This is a genomic window from Dysosmobacter segnis, from assembly GCF_014297285.1.
GTDB classification, from domain to species: Bacteria; Bacillota; Clostridia; order Oscillospirales; family Oscillospiraceae; genus Oscillibacter; species Oscillibacter segnis.
On the sequence record NZ_JACOQI010000001.1, the window covers coordinates 338,720 to 359,656 of the forward strand.

19 protein-coding genes and 2 tRNA genes are annotated in these 20,937 nt (G+C 58.4%); 10 read left to right on the forward strand and 11 right to left on the reverse strand.

The window, feature by feature from the left end; translation table 11 throughout:
- The first annotated feature begins 78 nt into the window (after positions 1–78).
- Positions 79–1,539, forward strand: coding sequence for a S1C family serine protease (locus H8Z83_RS01685; protein WP_187013448.1), 1,461 nt, complete (start codon positions 79–81; stop codon positions 1,537–1,539).
- A gap of 98 nt (positions 1,540–1,637) precedes the next feature.
- On the opposite strand, the gene cdd is transcribed toward H8Z83_RS01685, so the two are convergent.
- The 6 genes from cdd to H8Z83_RS01715 all read right to left on the reverse strand — a co-directional run bounded on the left by cdd (position 1,638) and on the right by H8Z83_RS01715 (position 10,764).
- A complete protein-coding gene (cdd, locus tag H8Z83_RS01690; RefSeq protein WP_187013449.1) occupies positions 1,638–2,039 on the reverse strand; it encodes a cytidine deaminase in 402 nt (133 codons plus the stop codon).
- A 22-nt stretch (positions 2,040–2,061) separates the two neighbouring features.
- A complete protein-coding gene (locus H8Z83_RS01695; protein WP_187013450.1) occupies positions 2,062–3,339 on the reverse strand; it encodes a polysaccharide deacetylase family protein in 1,278 nt (425 codons plus the stop codon).
- Between the two features lie 139 nt (positions 3,340–3,478).
- Entirely contained in the window at positions 3,479–3,835 is a 357-nt protein-coding gene (gene spoVAE / locus H8Z83_RS01700; RefSeq protein ID WP_187013451.1) for a stage V sporulation protein AE, read from the reverse strand.
- A gap of 5 nt (positions 3,836–3,840) precedes the next feature.
- On the reverse strand, positions 3,841–4,857 hold the full coding sequence (spoVAD, locus tag H8Z83_RS01705) for a stage V sporulation protein AD (protein ID WP_187013452.1): 1,017 nt from the start codon (positions 4,855–4,857) through the stop codon (positions 3,841–3,843).
- 121 nt (positions 4,858–4,978) lie between these two features.
- On the reverse strand, positions 4,979–8,182 hold the full coding sequence (locus tag H8Z83_RS01710) for a coiled-coil domain-containing protein (RefSeq protein ID WP_187013453.1): 3,204 nt from the start codon (positions 8,180–8,182) through the stop codon (positions 4,979–4,981).
- Entirely contained in the window at positions 8,179–10,764 is a 2,586-nt protein-coding gene (locus H8Z83_RS01715; protein WP_187013454.1) for an efflux RND transporter permease subunit, read from the reverse strand. The genes H8Z83_RS01710 and H8Z83_RS01715 overlap by 4 nt, the downstream gene beginning before the upstream one ends.
- A 250-nt stretch (positions 10,765–11,014) precedes the next feature.
- Here H8Z83_RS01715 and H8Z83_RS01720 point away from each other — a divergent pair, with 250 nt between their 5' ends.
- Both H8Z83_RS01720 and H8Z83_RS01725 read left to right on the forward strand, forming a co-directional pair.
- Positions 11,015–11,611, forward strand: coding sequence for a TetR/AcrR family transcriptional regulator C-terminal domain-containing protein (locus tag H8Z83_RS01720; protein WP_187013455.1), 597 nt, complete (start codon positions 11,015–11,017; stop codon positions 11,609–11,611).
- 22 nt (positions 11,612–11,633) lie between these two features.
- A complete protein-coding gene (locus tag H8Z83_RS01725) occupies positions 11,634–12,251 on the forward strand; it encodes a cytidylate kinase-like family protein (RefSeq protein WP_187013456.1) in 618 nt (205 codons plus the stop codon).
- A gap of 53 nt (positions 12,252–12,304) precedes the next feature.
- Here the strand turns inward: H8Z83_RS01725 and H8Z83_RS01730 are convergent, their stop codons facing one another.
- The 4 genes from H8Z83_RS01730 to H8Z83_RS01745 all read right to left on the reverse strand — a co-directional run bounded on the left by H8Z83_RS01730 (position 12,305) and on the right by H8Z83_RS01745 (position 13,787).
- Positions 12,305–12,952 carry an aspartate/glutamate racemase family protein gene (locus H8Z83_RS01730; protein ID WP_187013457.1) on the reverse strand — a complete coding sequence of 216 codons (648 nt, stop codon included), beginning with the start codon at positions 12,950–12,952 and terminating at the stop codon, positions 12,305–12,307.
- Positions 12,953–13,090: 138 nt separating this feature from the next.
- Positions 13,091–13,387, reverse strand: a complete 297-nt coding sequence (locus tag H8Z83_RS01735) for a sigma-70 family RNA polymerase sigma factor (protein ID WP_187013458.1) — start codon at positions 13,385–13,387, stop codon at positions 13,091–13,093.
- Positions 13,384–13,605: a hypothetical protein gene (locus H8Z83_RS01740; protein WP_187013459.1), complete on the reverse strand. Its 222-nt coding sequence runs from the start codon at positions 13,603–13,605 to the stop codon at positions 13,384–13,386. The genes H8Z83_RS01735 and H8Z83_RS01740 overlap by 4 nt, the downstream gene beginning before the upstream one ends.
- Complete coding sequence (locus H8Z83_RS01745; RefSeq protein WP_187013460.1) at positions 13,602–13,787, reverse strand: hypothetical protein; 186 nt, start codon at positions 13,785–13,787, stop codon at positions 13,602–13,604. Before H8Z83_RS01745 ends, H8Z83_RS01740 begins: the two co-directional genes overlap by 4 nt.
- A 92-nt stretch (positions 13,788–13,879) precedes the next feature.
- Between H8Z83_RS01745 and H8Z83_RS01750 the strand changes: the two genes are divergently transcribed.
- The 3 genes from H8Z83_RS01750 (at position 13,880) to H8Z83_RS01760 (ending at position 15,135) form a co-directional block, all read left to right on the forward strand.
- Positions 13,880–13,955: transfer RNA gene (locus H8Z83_RS01750), tRNA-Thr, on the forward strand.
- A gap of 11 nt (positions 13,956–13,966) precedes the next feature.
- Positions 13,967–14,051 (forward strand) — tRNA-Tyr (locus H8Z83_RS01755).
- Positions 14,052–14,385: 334 nt separating this feature from the next.
- Positions 14,386–15,135, forward strand: a complete 750-nt coding sequence (locus H8Z83_RS01760; protein WP_187013461.1) for an XRE family transcriptional regulator — start codon at positions 14,386–14,388, stop codon at positions 15,133–15,135.
- A gap of 143 nt (positions 15,136–15,278) precedes the next feature.
- Here H8Z83_RS01760 and H8Z83_RS01765 read toward each other — a convergent pair whose 3' ends face one another.
- The gene (locus H8Z83_RS01765) at positions 15,279–15,725 is read right to left on the reverse strand and encodes an NfeD family protein (RefSeq protein WP_187013462.1); all 447 of its coding nucleotides are present in this window, start codon (positions 15,723–15,725) and stop codon (positions 15,279–15,281) included.
- 171 nt (positions 15,726–15,896) lie between these two features.
- Here H8Z83_RS01765 and H8Z83_RS01770 point away from each other — a divergent pair, with 171 nt between their 5' ends.
- The 4 genes from H8Z83_RS01770 to groL all read left to right on the forward strand — a co-directional run bounded on the left by H8Z83_RS01770 (position 15,897) and on the right by groL (position 20,785).
- On the forward strand, positions 15,897–17,006 hold the full coding sequence (locus H8Z83_RS01770; RefSeq protein WP_187013463.1) for a THUMP domain-containing class I SAM-dependent RNA methyltransferase: 1,110 nt from the start codon (positions 15,897–15,899) through the stop codon (positions 17,004–17,006).
- Between the two features lie 471 nt (positions 17,007–17,477).
- Positions 17,478–18,407, forward strand: a complete 930-nt coding sequence (locus H8Z83_RS01775; protein ID WP_187013464.1) for a diacylglycerol/lipid kinase family protein — start codon at positions 17,478–17,480, stop codon at positions 18,405–18,407.
- Between the two features lie 168 nt (positions 18,408–18,575).
- The gene (locus tag H8Z83_RS01780; RefSeq protein WP_187013465.1) at positions 18,576–18,860 is read left to right on the forward strand and encodes a co-chaperone GroES; all 285 of its coding nucleotides are present in this window, start codon (positions 18,576–18,578) and stop codon (positions 18,858–18,860) included.
- A 296-nt stretch (positions 18,861–19,156) separates the two neighbouring features.
- Positions 19,157–20,785: a chaperonin GroEL gene (gene groL, locus H8Z83_RS01785; protein ID WP_187013466.1), complete on the forward strand. Its 1,629-nt coding sequence runs from the start codon at positions 19,157–19,159 to the stop codon at positions 20,783–20,785.
- Positions 20,786–20,937 lie beyond the last annotated feature (152 nt).

Sequence of the window (20,937 nt, forward strand, 5' to 3'; positions counted from 1 at the left end):
GTCCTATACTACAATCAAAGTTAAGGAAGTTCCCGGCGGAACGCAGATCAGCGCCCGCTTTTCAAGGAGGTTTGACTTATGTATAACGATGAACAGAATCTGTATCACTACACCTATCGCAAGGACGGCACAGAGCCGGGCCAGCGCTATGACGCCAAGCAGCCCACCGTGGACGAGCAGCTCAACAGCTACCGTCAGCAGCAGGAGCAGCAGACTCAGAACTCCCAGCCGGTGTATCAGTCCCAGCCTCAGGGCGGGCAGACGCCCCACAAGAACGGCAAGAACCGTCTGGGCCTGAAGATCGCGTCTCTGGCGCTGGTGTGCGCCCTGCTGGGCGGTCTGGTAGGCGGCGGCACCGCTTATCTGGTAAGCAACAGCTCCAGCAGCAATACGACAGAGGTGAATGTCTCCAACCGCAAGCCCACGGAGATCCAGCTGAAAACCGTGGACGGCAAGAATCCCATGACCGACGCGGAACTGTACGCCGCCAACGTCAACAGCGTGGTGTCCATCAACATCACCGCCACCTCTGACCCCAATTTCTTCGGCCAGACCACACAGACTGCCGGGGCCGGCTCCGGCTTCATCCTGACGCCGGACGGCTACATCGTCACCAACTACCATGTGGTGGGCGACGCGGACACCGTGAAGGTCACGCTGTATAATGGCGACAGCTATGACGCCCAGTATATCGGCGGCGACGAGGACTACGATATTGCCGTCATCAAGATCGAGGCCACCGATCTGCCCAACGTGACTCTTGGCAACAGCGACAGCCTGAACGTGGGCGATCACGTGCTGGCCATCGGCAACCCGCTGGGTGAGCTGACTTTCTCCATGAGCGAGGGCATCGCTTCCTCCGTGAACCGGGCCATTGACGTGGACGGCACCCCCTTCAACATGATCCAGGTCACCGCCGCCATCAACCCCGGCAACTCCGGCGGCCCGCTGTTCAACGAGTACGGCGAGGTGGTGGGTATCGTGTCCGCCAAGTATTCCAGCTACGCCAGCCAGAGCGTGGAGGGTCTGGGCTTTGCCATCCCCATCAACGATGTGGCGGCGATGATCCAGGATATCATGACCAACGGCTATGTCAGCAACAAGGCATATCTTGGCATCACCCCTGGCACCATGAATGAGCAGATGGCCGCTCAGTACCGCTACGATGTGACCAAGGGCGTGTTCATCTACTCCGTGGAGGAGGGCAGCGCCGCTGACAAGGCCGGGTTGAAGATGGGCGACGTCATTATGAAGATCGACGGTACGGATGTGGACTCCTATCAGGAGCTGGTGGCCCTGAAGAAGAAGTATTCCGCCGGTGACGAATCCACCTTCACCATCTACCGGGGCGGCCAGCAGCAGGAGGTCTCCGTGACCTGGGGCGCTGTGCCTGCCGATCAGGCCACGGACAACAACAGCCAGTCCCAGCAGAGCCAGAACAATAACAGCAATTCCAACAACGGCTCCTATAACGGCGGCAATGGCTATTACAGTAATCCGTGGGATATCTTCAACTACTACTTCGGCAATCAGGGCTGATCAGCTCACTGTTTGAAAAATTCAGAAAAAGCAGGGCGCTGTGCATCGCACAGCGCCCTGCTTTTATTGTCCTCGTTTAAAATTGTTTTTACGAAGAATTACTGCTCACCCGGAAGGAAAGTACTGTCAAAGCCGTAGGGCAGCAACTCCCGGAGGGTCAGCTCTTTGGCTTCTCCCTTGCCGTTGAGGCAGATGACCTGCATCTCCGGGGCGAACTCCTTCATAAACTGGCGGCACATGCCGCAGGGGTAGCAATAGTCCTCGCTGCGTCCGGCGATGACGATGCGGACGAAGTCCCGGTGGCCTTCGCTGATGGCCTTCCCCATGGCGGTGCGCTCGGCGCAGGTGCCTACGGGGTAAACGGCGTTTTCAATGTTGCAGCCGGTGAAAACCGTGCCGTCGGTACATTCCACGGCGGCGCCCACGGGGAAATGGGAGTAGGGACAATAGGCTCGGTCCAGCATGGCCACGGCTGCGGCCTTCAATTCGTCAAGACTCATGGATAAAGCCTCCTTTTCGCGGTCAGGACGCGGATTTCGGCGTCCACTTCACGCCCCGGTTGGGGCGCACGTCCAGGTCGATGATGTCTCTGGCATCGTAGAACTGGCTGTACCAGCCGATGACCTTGTCGCTGCCCCGGAGGGTGGTGCCATCCGGGTGGAGCCGGTCACAGATCACCGCGCAGATGTCGGTTTTGATTTTGGAGTAGGAGCTGATGCCCACGGAGGCGAACACCCGGAAGCCCTGCTCCTGCAAATACTTAAAAATGGGGCCGGTCTGCTTCACGTCGTCCCCGTCAGGCCGGGCGCCGTGGGGATAATAGAGAATGGGGGTGGGACCGATCAGACTGCCCACCTCGTCCATCCAGCGCTTGGTGTCCGCCTGTACCCGTTCCAGCGAGGAGGACGCAAGGTTGATGTGGCCCCAAGTGTGACTGCCGAAGGTCCAGCCGGTGCGCTTCAGTTCTGCGATGATGGGCTTCACCGCCTCACATTCCTTCAAACGGTTGGCCTCCAATTCATCATTCCAGACCTTGGTGTCCGTGTTGGTGCGGTAGCCTAAGATCCCCTGATAGCCGGTGAGGCTGAGGCTGCCCTTGGCGCCGAAGGGGGAAAAGTCAGGGTGCTCCCGGACAAACTTGTCCAGAATAGTCACGGCGTCCAGATCCTGAGAGATGACCTCGTTGCCCTGAGGGTCTAGCCCATAGCTCCAGATGAGACCGTCCTCTCCCAGGATCAGCTTGTAGGTAAAGCCATCCTTGAGCATATAGTCATAGTAGTTCACATCGTCATAGGAGAAGATCAGGGGCTTTTTGCCCTCCGGGATGTAGAGGGTGTTCCGGACCATCACCGGCTGGCCGTTGGCGTCGGTGCTTTCGCTCCATACGTCATTGATGTCCACCAGCACATAGCCCCGGTCATATACGCTTTGGAGAATTTTGTCATATTCGTCCACTGTGACCATCCAGTCATCGATGCCGTCGGCCTGACTGTCGCCGTCAAAGGCCAGCTCCGGGTAGGCCACGATGGGGTGGAAGAACAGATGCTCCACCACGCCGTCCCACGGTACATAGGTCACGCCGTCCACGGTGCCCCGGTCAACGGTGGGGGAGGAGATGACGTATGGCTCCTGCTGGGGTTCCTCCGGCTCCTCGGCAGGCTCCGGGGCGGTGTCGGGGGTCTCCGTCTGAGAAGCGTCATCGCCGGTCTGGGCGGGAGGGTTCGGCTGGGCCGTGCCGCCGCAGGCGGTGAGGGAGAGGGTCAGTAAAAGAGCTAAGAAAAGCGTGGTGATACGCCGCATAGAAACCAGATCCTTTCTGTCGAATCGTAGATGTAAGTCTCATTATATCAGTTTTTTGACAGAAAAAGAAGAACAATTCGGTGACAATTTGCGGACAATGCGGGAAAAACCGGGAGTGGCTGTGCCGCTCCCGGTTTTCTTATCGCTTGTCTCCCGGCTTGAAGATCAGGGCTATCACCACGGCGGAGACTACCGCTGTGGTGATGCCGCCTGCTGTGGCAGACAGACCACCAGTGAGGACACCCAGCCAGCCCTGCTCCGCCACCGCCTTTTCAACGCCCTTGGCCAGCGCGTGGCCAAAGCCCGTCAGGGGCACCGTGGCCCCGGCTCCGCCCCAATCTGCCAATGGCTGATACAGACCCACGGCACTGAGGAACACGCCGGCGACCACATAGCCCGTCAGAATACGGGCGGGGGTCAGCCGGGTGCGGTCAATCAGAATTTGCCCCACAGCGCAGAGAAGTCCGCCGCAGAGAAATGCGTTAAGATATGCCATACGCCCTACCTTTCCGTGCTGACGCACACCAGATGGCAGATGCCGGGAATAGACTCCCCCTGAAAACTGGAAGTGGGAGATAGCAGCGCCCCGGTGGGGGCGAACAGGATGCGCCGCCAGCGGCCCTGTTTCAAGCCGGTGAGAAGATAGCCGTTGAATACCGCCGCGGAGCAGCCGCAGCCGGAACCGCCAGCGTGCATATCCTGTCGGTCCCGGTCATAGAGGAGCATGCCGCAGTCCTCATAGTTTCGGGTCATGTCCACGCCGTCTTGCCGAAACAGGTCCATTACGATCTCGTGACCCAGCTCTCCTAAGTCCCCGGTGAAAATGGCATCATAATCCGCCGGGCCGGTGTGCGTGTCGGCAAAGTAGGCCCGGAGAGTGTCATAGGCGGCGGGGGCCATGGCAGCCCCCATGTTGTTGGGATCGGTGATACCCTGATCCACAATTTTCCCGCAGGTGACGTGAGTGATATAAGGCCCCGGCCCTTGGGCGGAGAGAAGGGTGCAGCCGGCGGCGGTGGCGGTCCACTGGGCGGTAGGGGAGCGCTGGCTGCCATAGGGGACTGGCATCCGGTACTGCCGCTCGGCGGTGCAGAAGTGGGAGCTTGCTTGGGCGGCGACGGTTTCCGCAAAGCCGCCGTCAATGAGCAGCGACGCCAACGCCAGTGCCTCGCCCATGGTGGAGCAGGCCCCGTACAGGCCGAAAAAGGGGATGCCCAGTTCCCGCAGACCGAAGGAGGAGCCGATACACTGGTTCAACAGGTCCCCCGCCAGTACATAGTCCACATCGCCCGGCTTCAGCCCCGCCTGCTCCAGCGCCCGCCGTAAAACCCGACGCTGCATGGTGGCCTCCGCCTTTTCCCACGTTTTTTCGCCGAAAAAGGAATCGTCGCACAGCTCGTCGAAATATTTGGCCAAAGGTCCCTGGCCCTCCATCCGTCCGCCGATGTTGGCAAAGGAGAGGACTGAGGGCGGTGTCTGGAGCGCAACTGTTCGCCTGCCGATCCGTTTGCTGTTCATACCATGCCTCCCAGCTGAAAGTCATGCGAACAGTATGCCCCATTTGGCGGGATCTATGAGAGGGAGACGAGAAAAACCGGACTGCGCGCCGCACAGTCCGGTTTTTTCTTGCTTATGATATTTACGATTTTTTCTGACGGGCCTTCCGCAGGCGGCTCCGTATGGTTTGGCGGCCCCGCTTTTTGCGGATCCGGATCACCACCAGCATTAGAGCCAAAAGGATCAGAACTGCCAGCAAGACCCACAGCAGAGGACTGGCGGTCCGCTCCTGCACACAGAAGGTGACGGTTTCCCGGTCGGAGGTGAACAGCAGATAGCTGCCGTCCACGGTGCTGTCCTGCTTTTCCCAGCCGTTTTCCGTCTTGACCCAGAGGTCATAGCGCTTGCCGTCCTCCGGGAGCCGGTAGTGGACCGTGTAGGAGATAGCGGTCATATCCGGATCGTCCACCGTGACGGTAACGGCGGTGCCGGTGCGGGCGGTGCCCTTCGCATCTGTCCAGGAGACAGGTTCCGAAGTGTGGCTGACGGTGGCCCGGCTGCTGAAGCTGCCATCCACCAGGATCTGGGGAAGGGTCTGGGTGTCATCCGTCAGGGAGGAGGTGTAAGGTGTGTAGACGGCATCCAGTGTCTGACTGGCGGTGAGATGGGTATAGTCCAGATCAGGCCAGACAGCGGAGAAACCCTTTTTCGCCGGGATCTCCGGCAGGCTGTCGATCCCCCGTCCGTACTGGAAGGGGACTACCACTACCACCTTGCCGTCCGCCCGGAAGGTCAGTTCCATCTGGGAGAAGGTCTTGGGAACAGTGTCTCCTGCGCAGAGAACATCGAAGGCGGCGGGCTCTGCCTTCCCGGCGTAGCTGATGCCGTCAATGGCACCCAGCGTTTCGTGGGTGAACAGGCAGCCGGTCACGGAGCCATCCTCGTCCACATCTCCCGCGATAGCACCGGTGTAAGCGCCGCCGTCCACGGTGACGAGACTGCGGCAGTCGGAGAGCGTTTTACCATAACCGGCGATGCCGCCCACATAATCCTCACCGGAAAGGGTGCATTTGGCCCAGCTCAGGCGGATGCTGCTGTCGGAGCGGCCCGCGATGCCGCCGACATAGCTGCCGTCGGTGGAGACGGCGCCGTAGCTCTGGCAATCGGTGATCTGACCGATATACGCCTGTCCCACGATGCCGCCGGCATAGTCATTCCGACCGGTGATGGTACCGCTGTTGGTGCAGCCGGTTAGAAGGGCGCGGGTCTGGTAGTGGAAATCCAAAGAATAGTTGCCGACTTTGGTCGTATCGCCGTCAGGATCGAAGTCAATCTCAATTCCCACGGAACCCACAATGCCGCCTAAATTTGTGCTGCCGGTGATCTCGCCTTTGTTTTCAGAGGCGGAGATCCGGCCGTCATGCTGTTTGGCGGGGTCGCAGGAATCGGACAGGTCCTGGAAATGATCCCGGATCTGATCCTCCTTGCTCTTGCTTTGATCCTGATTCCAGTCACTTTTTTCGCTGCGGATCAGATTCGTAATGGAGCGGAACTGGCTGTTGATGGCCTTGAGGTCGGCAATGAGGGTGTCGGCAGAGTCACTGAGCAGTTGGTTCAGAGCTTCACCGCTGTCCAGAAGGGCGTCCATGGCGTTTTGAAGCTGGCTGCCTTTTTCCGTAAGATCAGATCCGATGGGATCTATTTTGATTTCAGGCTTGTCAGCCTGCTTCCGCGTCAGTTCTTCCAGACCGCGGACCACCTGATCCAGTCGGTTCAGGGCCTTGTGGGCGGCGTTCTCCACATCCCCCAGATCCTCCAGCGCTTTTTTCAGCCGAGAAATATCTGCGGGCAGAGCATTCAGCGCCTGCCGCATCTGCTCCAGAGCGGTGCCGACCAACCGGAGGGCGGTGCTGTAATTCCCCAGTACGTCCTTCAGATGATCCAGAGCTTCCTGAGGATCCTTACCGCTGATGATGGCATCCAGAACATCTTTTGCTGCTGATGTGACTGCCTTATGGGTCTCCCGGGCAGCATCCCGGGCATCCCGCAGATTGGTAAGGGCTTTCTGAAAATCCTCTGCCGCGTCATTGCCGCCGGTCAGATCCTTCCGAACTTTTTCCAGCGTATCCAGCAGAGCGTCCAATGCGTCCAGTGCACTGCCTGTGTCATCCAGAATGTCTGCCAGATCGTCCAGCGCCTGAGAGATCCGAGCGGAAAGTTCATTGATTTCGTCAATGTTGCCGTTGGCCCAGTCCGTCATGGCATCGGTCAGTTCCTTGGCGATGTCCTTGGTGTCCCGGACCTTGCCGGTGAGATCGCTCATCTGGGCGTGGACGGAGTCGGAAATGCTGTCAGCGTGGTTGGCGGTACGATCCATGATATCCTGAAGCGTATCCAGCTGGGCCAGCAGCTTGTCGAGGAAATCCTCGCTGAAGGTCTGCAAGACCTCCGGCTCCAGCTGGCCCACGATGCCGCCCATGTCCTTCCGCCCACTGACGGAGCCGGTGTTGACGCAGCCATCCAGCCAGCCGGTGCTGCGGCCGACGATGCCACCGATGTTATAGCCGATCTGGTCATAGCCCACGGAGCCGCTGTTGGAGCAGCTCTGGATGGTGCCCTTGGAATAGCCTGCCACACCGCCGACGTCCGTATAAGCCGGGACGTTTTCCATGGAGTTCAGCTGGGCCAGATTTGTATAGTCGGTCTTGGGATCGTCTTCCAGATCGTGGGTGTTGATGCTGCCGCTGTTGGAACAGCGGGTCAGGGTCCCGCGGTTTTCGCCCACCACGCCGGCGGTGGAATGTTTGCCGGTAATGCTGCCGGAGAAGGCACAGCCCACCAGCTCGCCGCCGGTTTCATTGACGCCTACCAGACCGCCGATGCGGTTATCACCCATGACGGTGCCGGAGGCGATGCAGTTTAAGAGCCGTCCGGCGTTGCTGCCGGCCAGCAGGCCCAGTTCATCCTGATGCCCATTGGGGTGGATGGTGCCCATGACCGTCAGATCCTGAACGGTGGCGCCGTTTTGAATGTAGCGGAACAGACCCCGGACGTTGCCGCTGCCGGTAAGGGTCAGGCCGGAGATGGTGTGTCCGTTGCCTTGGAATGTGCCGCTGAAGGTGGGAATCGGAGTGAAGTCAATACCGTGGAGGTCAAGATCGTTCTCCAGGATCACGGTCTTGCCCTGAGACCAGGTGTCCAGCGTGCAGTTCCGGGACAATTCGGCCAAATCCTCGGCAGTTTTGATGGTAACGGTGCTCTCGGCCGCCAGCGCGGCGGGAGCGGCCAGGGTAAACAGCAGGGTCACAGCCATGAGAAGGGCGGACCATTTTTGAATGTGTTTCATTGGGTGTCCCCCTCCTTTCCGGTGACAGAACCCGCAGGCGGCGTGTTCGGTGTATCCTCCGGTGACGCCCCTGCTTCGGGCGGTTGGCCGCTGCCTTCCGGCAGATCATAGCTGCCGGAGGACATGATGGCGGAAATGTCGCCCTTGACTACGCCATGGATCTCCGCGTCCACAAAGCCGGAGATCCGCCCCCGGACACGGCCGTTGACAAAGGTGGTGCCGGAGAAACGCTGAGAAGCGATGGGTGTTGCGGGGAGCTTTACCTGGAAGCTGGTCTTTTCCACGATCCGGTCACCCAGCACCAGAATCTGAGGCAGGACAAACATGACCAGGAACATGGAGATCAGCGTGCCCCGGCTGAGGCACTGGCCAATGCCTACGATGGACGGCTCCGTGGTGATCTGCCCGATGAGGAAGCCCGCAGCGGACAGGATGGAGCCGGAGGTCAGTACCGTGGGGAAGGAGAGATCCAGCGCCTTGATCAGGGCCTCTCTGGGGCTCATCCGGGTCTTGAGGTCGGAATACCAGGTGGAAATGACGATGGCGTAGTCGATATTCGCGCCCATCTGGATGGAGGTAACGATCAGATAGCTCATGAAGAAGATGTTGGTGTGCAGCACCGTGGGGAAGGTGAAGTTGATCCAGATACTGCCCTGAATGACCAAGATCAGCAGAATGGGCAGACCCACGGACATAAAGGTGAACACCAGCACCAGAACCACGAACACCACGGACAGGACGCTGATCATCACATTGTCTCTGGCGAAGGAAACGGACTGATCGTAGTCACTGGTGGAGTTGCCTACTAAGTACACATCGTCGGCATCGTAGTATTTCTCCACGATGCTGTGAACGGTTTTCAGGAAGGCGAAGGTGTCGGTCCCCTCCTCCGGCAGATTCAGGTTCATGACCATGCGGGTGTAGTTGGGGCCCAGCATCTGGGCCTGGGCGTCGGTGATCTGCGTATAGGCGTCATTGATCTCCCGCTCATCCTCGTCATCCAGCGTCACATAGCCCTTTTCCTTCTCCTGATAGATAAAGAGGATCATATCCATGGCGGATACGGTATAGCTGTCGATGCCGCCCACGATGGGGCCGTAGTTATCCTCCTGATCTGCTGTATAGGCGGCGTAGAGGATGCAGGCTTCCTCGTAGGAAAGACCCATCATCTCCGAGAACTGCCGGGGCGTCAGCTTGTCGGTGAGGAAGTAGCCGGGCTTGGCCTCCACATTGGAAAGGCCCATGGCATAATCCACCTCGTCCAGTCCGCTCAGCTCCTTCAAAACGGCCTTTTCACTGGCGGTGTCCCCCTTGGGGACCACCAGTGCCATGATATTCTGGGTGCCGAATTCCTTTTCCACCCGGTCCGTCGCTGCCTGATGCTCATTGCGGCGAACGGTCATGACGGCGTTGTCGCCATACACATAGGGGCACTGGTTGGAGAGGAAGAAGCCTCCCACCACGCACACGATGAATACGGGCACGCCCACATGACGCAGGGCATAGACCAGCTTGCCCCAGCGGTCGATCTGGGGGATGAAGTTCTTGTGGCGGGTCCGCTCCATCGCCTTGGAGAAGAGCATCAGCAGTCCGGGCATCAGGGTGAACACGGCCAGCATACTCAGCAGGATGGCCTTGATGAGCACCAGACCCAGGTCAAAGCCGATGCGGAACTGCATGAACATCATGGCGGCCAGACCGGAAATGGTGGTCAGGCTGCTGGCGGAGATAGAGGGAATGGCGGCGCTGACAGCGATGATGCAGGCCGTCCGGTCATCCGGGGCGTGTTCCCGCTCTTCCAGAAAGCGGTGAAGCAGGATGATGGAGTAGTCGATGGCCAACGCAAGCTGGAGCACTACCGTCACAGAGTCGGACACGAAGGAGATCTCGCCGAAGATAAAGTTGGTGCCCTTGTTCAGCAGCGCCGCCGCCACAAAGGTCAGCAACAGCACCGGCACCTCGGCGTAGGAACGGGAGGTCAGCAGCAGCACCAGCACGATGACCAGCGCGGCCACCACTAAGATAATGCCCATTTCCTCATTCAGCGTTTCGGATTTGGAGTAGCCCACATCGGTAGAGATATAAGTGTCATAGGGGGCCAGCAGTTCCTTCACGGCGGCCAGACCGTCCTTGGCGGACTGGTCATCATTTTCACCCCGGAAGGTGACGGTGATGAGGGCGTCGGCGCCCTGCATGTAATCCTCATAGGTCTTGTTGGCAGCGGAGGGCAGGGTGGTATCATCCGCCGACTTGTCTGCGTCCCAGAAGTCCACGGAGGAGATGTTGTTCAGATCTTCGATCTGATCCGCCAGATCCCGTGCGATCTCATACGTCACATGAGACACGATGATCCGGGCGGTGCCATAGGTCTTCATCTCATCCTCCATCAGCGTCAGGCCCCGGCGGGTTTCCGTGGTCTCCGGCAGATATTGGGTCAGATCGTCGCAGACCTTTACCCAGCTCTGGGTGATCAGGCTGGCGATGATGGCAATGGCGTACAGAAAAAAGATCAGGTTCCGTTTATCCACGATAAACGTGGCCAATTTTTCAAAAAAATTGCTTTTTTTCGGCTGGTCGCTCATGGGAGTCCCCTTTCTATGGCGCGTTTCAACAGCACATTCACATGAAATCACTTGTATCATATCCGCGGACATTTGGAATTGCAACAGTCAAATTCGGTCATTTGTCAGAATTCTGCGATTTTCCAGTTTTTGACTGGACAGAGCCTGAAAAAACTTTTAAAATCTATGCAAACCGCCTGTAAATGAACAATGACAGCCCCCTTGACCTGTGCTATACTCTTAACAGAACTTAACGGAATGGGGCTGTAAGATGGGAAAAAGGTATAAAACCTCCGAGACCACTTGTCAGGCCATCAGCGGTGCGCTGAAGCAGCTCATGACCCAAAAGCCACTGGAACGGATCACCGTGGCGGAGATCATGGATACCTGCGGGATGCGGCGGCAGCATTTCTACTATTATTTTACGGACATTTACGATCTGCTGCGCTGGACCTTTGAAAAGGAAGCGCTGGAGCTTTTGCAGCAGCAACAGGGCGTGTCCCCCTGGCAGAACGGCTTTCTGCATCTGTTCCAATATATCAATCAGAATCGGGCGGTCTGCCTCTGCGCGCTGGACTCTCTGGGCAAGGAATCTTTGAAACAGCTGCTGGAGGCGGATGTCAGCAGCATCGTGGACCGGGCCGTCCGGCAGACGGCGGAAGAAAACGGCCTGTCGGCCTATTCGCCGGAGGTGGAAGTGGTGATCTGCCTGGTGACCATTATGATGGCAGGGGCGGTGGAGAGCTGGCTCCGGGGAGAGTTGACCCAGACACCGGAGGAGCTGACCCGGCGGATCGATATGATGTTTCAGGACTATATTCGCGGTGTGGCCCTTCGGCTGAAGGCTCCTGCCGCTGTATACGCATAGAAAACGAGGAGGGTGTGTTCCTATGAAAAAGCATGTGATCGCATTGGGCCGACAGTTTGGCAGCGGCGGCCGCGAGATCGGACGGAAGCTCAGTGAGTCTCTGGGGCTTGCCTACTATGACCGGGAACTGCTGAAGCTGGCGGCGGAGCGGGCCGAGGTAGGGGAGGAGCTATTCGCCGATAAGGATGAAAAGGCCGGCAACCCCTGGCTGTTCAAGGCCTTCTATCAGGGCGGCCCCAAGGTCAAGCAGGGGCAGTCGGCGGAGGATGTGCTCTTTCAGATGCAGAGCGAGATCATCCGGGAACTGGCGGAGAAGGAGGACTGCCTCATCGTGGGCCGCTGCGCGGATCTTGTGCTGACGGGGCAGGATGTGGATTGCCTGAGCCTGTTTATCTGCGCTCCCTTTGAGTGGCGGGTCCATCACCGGATGGAACTGGAAAATCTGGACGAAAAGGCCGCCCGGGCACTGGTGGAAAAGACCGACGCCCAGCGGGAGAAGTATTATACGCATTATACCGGCCGCCCCTGGGGCCTGCCGGAGAATTACGACATCTGCATCAACAGCGCACGGTTGGGGATTGAACGGACGGCGGCGCTGCTGGCGGAGCATTGCCGGGAGCTGTTCAGCAACCCCTGCTGAAAGTAAAGTGAACCCCGTCAGCCGCATTGCGGCTGACGGGGTGTTTTCTTCATTCAGGTATTCAGCAGGCGGAGCATTTCCTCTGCGGGGTCAATGACCGGCAGGGTGATCTGTCGGAGGAGAGCCTCTTTGAAATAGGGGAAGTGGGTGCAGCCAAGCACCAGCGCTTCTGCACCCAACGCCTGATACCAGTTCACAAGCTCCGGCAGACGGTTCTGTTTCACCAGCGTATCGGGGTCCTCTCCGGCCTCGATCCCCAACACCACAGGCAGAAGTCCGGTAGAGCGCAGGGTCAGGTCCGGGTTGGCACTGAGCAGGGTCCGCTCGATTCCGGCGGTGCCCTGAGCGTTGGCGGCGATCACGGCCAGAGAGTGATATTTGGGCGCCAGCAGCCGGTAAACGTCCAGCGGCGTGACGATCTTCAAGCCGGTTTCCCGGGCAACGAACTGGAAATCCAGCGCGCCGGAAAGAGAATTGCAGTAAATGAAGGCTTTTTCGCAGCCATGCTCCCGCTGCGCCGCGCACAGAAGGGAGACTACGGTGTCGATCTTTTCCTCCGTGGGAGAGATCTGAAAAGCCGTCTGCTGGTTGGGGTCCTCTGATATCGGGCAAAAGACGCCGGGCAATCCCTGTGTGCTGAGGCAGTCCATGCCCATCTGGGTATCTACCGGTGTTCCGGCCATGACAATGATCGGTTTCATATCCATCGCGGTCTCCTTTTCAACCAGATTTTATAAGCGCGGGCGCGTATGATGTAAAATCAACGATTCTGCCCTTATTATACGGGCTTTTCTCCCGGACCGCAAGACGGACCGCCTATAAGATTAACTGAACTGTCCTTATAAGGTATAACGCAGACACGCATAAAGCCGTTCTCTGGCCCGCTGAAGTGTGCGGCAGACGGTGGAGCGGTTCAGATGGAGCTTGGCGGCGATCTGCCCCATGGTGAGTCCCTGATCGTAGTAAAGCTCCAGCATCTGCTGCTGCCGCTTCGTCAGCACCTGCTGGCGGGCAAAGCGCAGATTCCGGCGCAGCCGCTCCAGGTCCGCAGAGTTATCCGGGGCGCTTTCCCGCTGCCAGTTGGCCAGATCCGCCAGAAATTGACCGCCTTTGGCGTCCAGACTGATCTGATTCATCGGTGAGCCTCCTTATCATAGTCGTAATAATGAGCGGTGAGTCTGGCCAGATCCCGGGCCTCCTGCCATAAGGGCAGCAGCGCCGCCACCCGGCGTTTGAGGGCCTGGACGGCTTCCGGGTCCGTTTCCTGTCGGGTCAGACCGCGAAGCTCCACGATCCGACTTCGGATCACGGCGGCGTGCTCCGCGTAAACAACAGACATTTCCAACAGCGTCATAGTCTGTCCTCCTTTCCTCGGAGCACCCGGCAGGGCAGGAGCTCCTGCCGGGCCAGGTCAGGTAGACAGTCGGTGCAGGCCAAGGTGCCGTTGCAGACCCAGTATTCCTCTCCTGACGCGATTTCCCGCCCACAAATGGAACAGCGTACCACGGCGGAAACGGAGCGCTTTTTTGTGCTCAAACAGATCCCTCCTAAAAAGAAATACGAAAATGAAAAAAAGTTGTTGACAAATTGATTATGTTCTGCTAAGATAATCCTTGCTGTTGGGAACTGCTGGTGTAGCTCAGCTGGTAGAGCAGCTGATTTGTAATCAGCAGGTCGGGGGTTCGAATCCGTCCACCAGCTCCACAATTTCATATGGGGGAATTCCAGAGCGGCCAAATGGGGCAGACTGTAAATCTGTTGTCACTGACTTCGGTGGTTCGAATCCACCTTCCCCCACCAATCGAACGCAGACTTTGTCTGCGTTCAATTTTTTTCTGCCCACAGTATTCGCCGCACGGTTTCAGCGGGTGGGCCAGAGAAAGCGGAACCGGATGACTTGCATGGAACAGCCTGCGGCCCGTCTGCTTGCTGCCATCCTTTCCATGTGGCTTTTGCTTATCACCAGGACAAGTTCCCTGTCAACGAGGTAACATTATCACAAGAATTTTGCTAAGTCAAGAATAATTTTACAAGAAACTTGTTAAAATGGATTGACAGCAACACTTTTTTTCGTTATGATTAAGACACCTGTGTCGAGAGTTGTCGAGGAACAGAACGAAAGGAGTTTTTTTCCATGAGTTTTGGCGAACGAATTAAATTCCGGCGTGGGGAGCTGAAGCTGTCCCGTGGGGAACTGGCGGGGCGGCTGGGAGTGTCCCCCTCGGCAGTGAGCAACTATGAAAACGGTCTGAGCTTTCCAAAGGAAGATGTGATGCTGCGGCTGTTTGACAGTTTGGAGACAGATCCCAATCAACTGTTTCGGGACAGCTTCCGGGGAGGCGGACAGACGCTGAGTTCGGAAGAACAGACTTTGCTGCGGAAATTCCGGGAGCTTTCTCCATTGGGACGTGAAACGGTGCAGTCTGTGACCGAAGCGCTGTGGGCCTGCCGACAGGAGACGTCCCCGCTCCCGGCGGAGCGGCCCGAGGGCAGGATCATCCCCCTGTACCACACGCTGGCGGCGGTAGGCTGTGTTTCCGCAGTACCGGGAGAGGATTTTGATGAGATCTCCGTCACAGAGCAAGTGCCGCAGACGGCGGAATTTGCCGTCCGCATCAGCGGGGACGCTATGGCCCCCTATCTGGAGGACGGCGCGGTGGCGTATGTGAGCCGCACGCCTCTGCGAGAGGGAGATGTGGGTATTTTCAGCGTGAACGGCAAGGTCCTTTGCCGGCAGTATGACCGGGACGATTCCGGTACGGTATATTTGTTTTCCCTGAATCGCCGCCGTGCGGATGGGGATGTGACCTTGCCTGCAGCGGAGGCCGGGACGCTGATCTGCTTTGGCCGGGTGCTTACAGGGACTCTGTCAAATCGAAATTGAATGGAACCTCTTGTACTGGGGCGGATCAAAACAAAAATCTTCCGAGTGCGCGATGGGGCATCCATCCGAAGATAGAAGATAAAACCCCCCTGCGGGAAACGGCATAGCCGCTTCCTCGCAGGGGGGTTTATTCAGTTAAGCGGTCAGCTCTGCCGCGTGGAGCTTATCGGCTCCGGCTTCACATAGAGCTTGACGCCCTCCATTCGCTCCGCGATCACGCGGGTCCCGATGGGCAGCACCGTGCCGTCGCTGCTGCGGGCGGTCCAGGTCTTGCCCTCTACATACACGGCCCCGGTGCCGGCCTCGTTGTCGATTTCCTCTGTTACCCGGGCAGTACAGCCGATGACCCGGTCCAGATTCGTGGGGACGGTTTTTGCGTTGGCTCGCTTTATCAGGGGCCGGACCGCCGCCAGAATACCCACGGAGACCGCCAGAAACAGGGCAATCTGAAGCCACAGCGCTGCACCTAAAAAGGACGCCAGCAGAGCCACCGCCGCACCGCCTACAAACCAAATGGATACCAATGCCGCGGTAGCGGCCTCCAAAACGCCGAAGGCCACCACAGCCCCCAGCCAGATCCAGTTCATCATCAAAGAACCCTCCTTTTTTGCAAAATCCATTTCTGCTTGCAGTATAGCACAGTTTTTGGCGAAAAACCACTTCCAATTTGCGGTGGGAGCACGGTTTCCGGTTGCGGATCGGCGGACAGTCTGTTATACTGACCCTAATATAGTTTTGAAAGTTGAAAGGAGACATGGACCATGACACTGACGGTTCCCTGTCTGTTTGGTTTGGAAAGTCTGGTGGCGGACGAGATGCGCCGTCTGGACTTAAAAAATGTCCAGGCGGAAAACGGCCGGGTCCACTGTGAAGGGACTCTGGCTGACATTGCCCGGCTGAACATCAACCTCCGCTGCGGCGCACGGGTGCTGATGGAGCTTGGCTCCTTCCCGGCCCGTGATTTTGAGGCGCTGTTTCAGGGGGTCTACGCCCTGCCCTGGGAGAATTATATCCCACGGGACGGCGAATTCCCTGTAAAGGGCTATTCCCTGAACTCTCAGCTTCATTCGGTCCCCGCCTGCCAGTCCATCGTGAAAAAGGCGTCCGCTAAGCGGCTGGGGGAGAAGTACGGCGTGGAGACCCTGCCGGAGTCCGGCAGCCGGTATCAGATCCAGTTTTCCATCATCAAGGATGTAGCGACCTTGTATCTGGACACCTCTGGCGAGGGCCTTTACAAGCGGGGCTACCGGGCCAAAAACATGGGTGCGCCCCTGCGGGAAACGCTGGCGGCAGCGCTGGTGACTCTCTCCCGTTACCGGGGAAAGGATCCCTTCTGCGACCCCTTCTGCGGCAGCGGCACCATCCCCATCGAGGCAGCCCTTATCGCCAAGAACCGGGCACCGGGCCTGGACCGCAGCTTCGCTGCCCAGAAGTGGAAGAACATGGACTCCAAGCTGTGGCTGGAGGCCGGTGACGAGGCCATGGATAAGGAATTCCACGGCCATTATGACATCTGGGGCGGCGATATTGACCCCGCCGCTGTGGAGCTGGCGCGGCACAACGCGGAGCTGGCCGGTGTGGAGGACTGCATCCGTTTTGAAGTGGCGGACGCAGGAAAATTCCACCGGGACAGCGAATACGGCCAGTTGGTGACCAACCCGCCCTACGGCGAGCGGCTGCTGGAAAAGAAGGAGGCCGAGGACCTGTATCGAATGTTCGGCGCGGCCCTCCGGGACCTGCCCCCCAAGTGGCGGGTGCTGGTGCTCAGCTCCCACACGGAATTTGAGCGGTGTTTCGGCCGTCCCGCCGACAAAAAACGCAAGCTCTACAACGGCATGATCAAGTGCGACGCTTTCATGTACGGAAGATGACCGGAGATCATGCCGTAACGGCGCAGCGCGCCGACGCCGCGTCAGCGGCGTACAAGCGTTTTGCCGTAGGCAAAACCTTGGACCGGGCGGGCTTTGCCTGACCGGTCAGGTAAAATGCGGGGTCCCCGCAAAATCAAAGATTTTGTGGGGAACATGATCAAGTGCGACGCCTTCATGTACGGAAGATGACCGGAGATCATGCCGTAACGGCGCAGCGCGCCGACGCCGCGTCAACGGCGCGCAAGCGTTTTGCCGCAGGCAAAACCTTGGACCGGGCGGGCTTTGCCTGACCGGTCAGGTAAGATCCGGGGCCCCGCAAAATCAAAGATTTTGTGGGGAACATGATCAAGTGCGACGCTTTCATGTACGGAAGATGACCGGAGTATTTTATACAAAAAGCAATCATGCGGGCAAAAATGACAATTTGTAATCAGAATTTGACGGTTTCAGTTGAAAGGGGAGCGGTCACCCGTGCAGCATATCTTCATCATTAACCCCCATGCCGGGAAAAAGGACCAGACGGGCCGCATTTATGAAATGGCGGACCGTCTGCGGCAGCATGGCCTGACCTGCCAATGCCTGCTGACCCAGCGGCCCGGCGGCGCGGAGGAGATTGCCCGACGGCTGGTGTCCTCCGGGGAGGAGGTCCGGCTTTACGCCTGCGGCGGAGACGGCACTCTGAACGAGGTGGTCAACGGCGCGGCAGGCTTTGACAATGCGGCTGTGACCTGCATCCCCATCGGGACCGGCAACGATTTTCTGAAAAACTTCGGTCCGGACGCCGCCAAGTTTACGGACGCGGAAAATCTGTGGGACGGGGAGGCCCATCCTCTGGACCTTATCGACTGCAACGGCCGCCAATGTCTGACCATTGCCTGCAGCGGCATTGACGCCCGGGTGGCGGAAAGCGTCCATGAGCTGGGGGATTCCCCCTTTCTCAGCGGCCGGGGCAGCTATCTGGCCGCCGTGGCGGTGAATTTCCTGTTCCGGGGTATTGGCCAGCACTGGACCGTGACGCTGGACGATGAGGTGATCGAAGACGACTTCGCCCTTGTATCCATGTGCAACGGCCGGTACTACGGCGGCGGCTCTACCCCGGTGCCGGAGGCCCGAATGGACGACGGGATTCTAAACACCGTTCTGGTGAAAAATATCAGCCGCCTGAAATTTGCTGGATTGTTCGGTGCCTATTCCGATGGCCGCTACCGCTCGCTGCCGCCGGAGGTGATCCGGGTGGTGACTGCCAAAAACGTCCGCATTCAGTCGGAAGATGACATTGTGACCTGTCTGGACGGGGAGACCATCCACAGCCGGGATGTGCGTCTGACTTTGTCGGAAAAAAGGTTGAATTTCTTCGGACCCAAGGGCTGTGATCCCAATTACGGTGCCGGTCCCAAGTGAGGGCGGGAACCGACGATTTTCCCCAATGGAAACTTCATAACTTATTTACAAATTACCCCTTTACAAACCGGGACAGTTGTACTATGATAACAGCGTTAGCACTCAAGGAGACTGAGTGCTAACGCTGAAATTTGTTTATCATGAAAAATATATAAGGAGGAATCCAGCATGAAACTTACCCCGTTGTCTGATCGTGTGATTCTGAAGATGGTGGAGACTGAGGAGACCACCAAGGGCGGCATCATCCTCACCGGCTCCGCGAAGGAGAAGCCCTCCGTGGCTGAGGTCATTTCCGTGGGCCCCGGCGGCATGGTAGACGGCAAGGAAGTCACCATGACCGTGAAGCCTGGCGATAAGGTCATCACCAGCCAGTATGCCGGCACCAAGGTGACCCTGGAGGACGTGGAGTACGTAGTTGTCCGTCAGAACGATATCCTGGCCATCGTCGAGTAACTCGTCACAAGCTGCACATCCCTCGCTTCGGCCTTGCGGCCAAAGCTCTCTCGTTCCGCTGCTCCTCGTTTTTCCGGCACAAACGCTTCGCTGGTTTGCGCCGGAAGGGGACGAAGGAACGGTGGGGCATGTGTCCTGACAAAATGCTTGAATTGATTTTTGCCGCGACATGTGCGTGGCAAAAATTCCTTGACCCCAGCCGTCCTGGACGGCGTCGCCAGTTCACAAACTGGCGAGGGGGAATCTAAAGGGGGGACGCAGTCCCCCACTTTAAGAAAAATTCGGAGGTATGAATTATGTCTAAGCTCATTATGCGCGGCGATGAAGCCCGCAAGGCTCTGCAGGCCGGTGTTGATCAGCTGGCCGATACTGTTAAGATCACCCTGGGCCCCAAGGGCCGCAACGTGGTTCTGGATAAGAAGTACGGCGCTCCCCTCATCACCAATGACGGCGTCAGCATCGCCAAGGAAGTGGAGCTGCCCGATCCCTTTGAGAACATGGGCGCTCAGCTGGTGAAGGAGGTTTCCACCAAGACCAACGATGTTGCCGGTGACGGCACCACCACCGCTACCCTGCTGGCTCAGGCCATGATCCACGAGGGCCTGAAGAATCTGGCTGCCGGTGCCAACCCCATCGTTGTGAAGAAGGGCATGTCCAAGGCTGTGGAAGCCGCCGTAGCCGAGGTAAAGAAGCAGGCCAAGAAGGTCAACGGCTCCAGCGATATCGCCCGTGTGGGCGCTGTCTCCAGCGGTGACGAGGAGATCGGCAAGCTGATCGCCGACGCCATGGAGAAGGTTTCCGCCGACGGCGTGATCACCATTGAGGAGTCCAAGACCGCTGAGACTTACAGCGAGGTCGTGGAGGGCATGCAGTTCGACCGGGGCTATATCACCCCCTATATGGTCACCGATACTGAGAAGATGGAGGCTGTCATTGATGACGCCTATATCCTCATCACCGATAAGAAAATCTCCGTGATCTCCGACATCCTACCCATTCTGGAGCAGCTGGTCCAGTCCGGCAAGAAGCTGGTCATCATCGCTGAGGACGTTGAGGGCGAGGCTCTGAACACCCTGATCGTGAACCGTCTGCGGGGCACCCTGAACGTGGTGTGCGTCAAGGCTCCCGGCTTCGGCGACCGCCGCAAGGAGATGCTGCAGGACATCGCTGTCCTCACCGGCGGTACCGTTGTCAGCGAGGAAGTGGGCCTGGAACTGAAGACCGCTACCATCGACATGCTGGGCCGTGCCCGTCAGGTGAAGGTCACCAAGGAGAACACCACCATCGTGGACGGCGCCGGTGATGCCACCGCCATCAAGGACCGCGTGGCTCAGATCCGCAGCCAGATCGCCAACACCACCAGCGACTACGATAAGGAGAAGCTGCAGGAGCGTCTGGCCAAGATGGCCGGCGGCGTGGCTGTCATCAAGGTGGGCGCTGCTACCGAGACCGAGATGAAGGAGAAGAAGCTCCGCATTGAGGACGCTCTGAACGCCACCCGCGCCGCCGTTGAGGAAGGCGTGGTCGCCGGCGGCGGCACCATCTTCGTGAACATCATCCCCGCTGTGGAAGCTCTGCTGGACAGCGTGGACGGCGACGAGAAGACCGGTGTCCGCATCATCGCCAAGGCTCTGGAAGCTCCTATCCGCCAGATCGCTGCCAACGCCGGCCTGGACGGCTCCGTGATCCTGGAGAAGGTCCGCAATTCCGGCAAGCTGGGCTACGGCTTCGACGCTTACAAGGAGGAGTACTGCGACATGGTCGCCGCCGGTATCATCGATCCCGCCAAGGTGACCCGCTCCGCTCTGGAGAACGCCGCTTCCGTCTCCGCCATGGTGCTGACCACCGAGTCCCTGGTGGCCGACAAGCCCGAACCCCCCGCACCTGCTGCTCCCGCTGATCCCGGCATGGGCGGCATGTACTAAGAGACACCGCAAAGCCTTGAAATCGCTTGATTTTTTGAGTGGGCAAAAGCGGATTTACGCCAAACTTACGCCACTTACGCCAAAAATTCAAGCGCATGATAGGATAACAGAAATCGGCACCTGCCAAAAGCAGGTGCCGATTTTTTTGCTTA

What these genes read in the sequence shown, in the direction of transcription:
- H8Z83_RS01685 (WP_187013448.1), top strand. Translation starts at nt 79, where the DNA reads ATGTATAACGATGAACAGAATCTGTATCACTACACCTATCGCAAGGAC.
- cdd (WP_187013449.1), bottom strand. Translation starts at nt 2,039, where the DNA reads ATGAGTCTTGACGAATTGAAGGCCGCAGCCGTGGCCATGCTGGACCGA.
- H8Z83_RS01695 (WP_187013450.1), bottom strand. Translation starts at nt 3,339, where the DNA reads ATGCGGCGTATCACCACGCTTTTCTTAGCTCTTTTACTGACCCTCTCC.
- spoVAE (WP_187013451.1), bottom strand. Translation starts at nt 3,835, where the DNA reads ATGGCATATCTTAACGCATTTCTCTGCGGCGGACTTCTCTGCGCTGTG.
- spoVAD (WP_187013452.1), bottom strand. Translation starts at nt 4,857, where the DNA reads ATGAACAGCAAACGGATCGGCAGGCGAACAGTTGCGCTCCAGACACCG.
- H8Z83_RS01710 (WP_187013453.1), bottom strand. Translation starts at nt 8,182, where the DNA reads ATGAAACACATTCAAAAATGGTCCGCCCTTCTCATGGCTGTGACCCTG.
- H8Z83_RS01715 (WP_187013454.1), bottom strand. Translation starts at nt 10,764, where the DNA reads ATGAGCGACCAGCCGAAAAAAAGCAATTTTTTTGAAAAATTGGCCACG.
- H8Z83_RS01720 (WP_187013455.1), top strand. Translation starts at nt 11,015, where the DNA reads ATGGGAAAAAGGTATAAAACCTCCGAGACCACTTGTCAGGCCATCAGC.
- H8Z83_RS01725 (WP_187013456.1), top strand. Translation starts at nt 11,634, where the DNA reads ATGAAAAAGCATGTGATCGCATTGGGCCGACAGTTTGGCAGCGGCGGC.
- H8Z83_RS01730 (WP_187013457.1), bottom strand. Translation starts at nt 12,952, where the DNA reads ATGAAACCGATCATTGTCATGGCCGGAACACCGGTAGATACCCAGATG.
- H8Z83_RS01735 (WP_187013458.1), bottom strand. Translation starts at nt 13,387, where the DNA reads ATGAATCAGATCAGTCTGGACGCCAAAGGCGGTCAATTTCTGGCGGAT.
- H8Z83_RS01740 (WP_187013459.1), bottom strand. Translation starts at nt 13,605, where the DNA reads ATGACGCTGTTGGAAATGTCTGTTGTTTACGCGGAGCACGCCGCCGTG.
- H8Z83_RS01760 (WP_187013461.1), top strand. Translation starts at nt 14,386, where the DNA reads ATGAGTTTTGGCGAACGAATTAAATTCCGGCGTGGGGAGCTGAAGCTG.
- H8Z83_RS01765 (WP_187013462.1), bottom strand. Translation starts at nt 15,725, where the DNA reads ATGATGAACTGGATCTGGCTGGGGGCTGTGGTGGCCTTCGGCGTTTTG.
- H8Z83_RS01770 (WP_187013463.1), top strand. Translation starts at nt 15,897, where the DNA reads ATGACACTGACGGTTCCCTGTCTGTTTGGTTTGGAAAGTCTGGTGGCG.
- H8Z83_RS01780 (WP_187013465.1), top strand. Translation starts at nt 18,576, where the DNA reads ATGAAACTTACCCCGTTGTCTGATCGTGTGATTCTGAAGATGGTGGAG.
- groL (WP_187013466.1), top strand. Translation starts at nt 19,157, where the DNA reads ATGTCTAAGCTCATTATGCGCGGCGATGAAGCCCGCAAGGCTCTGCAG.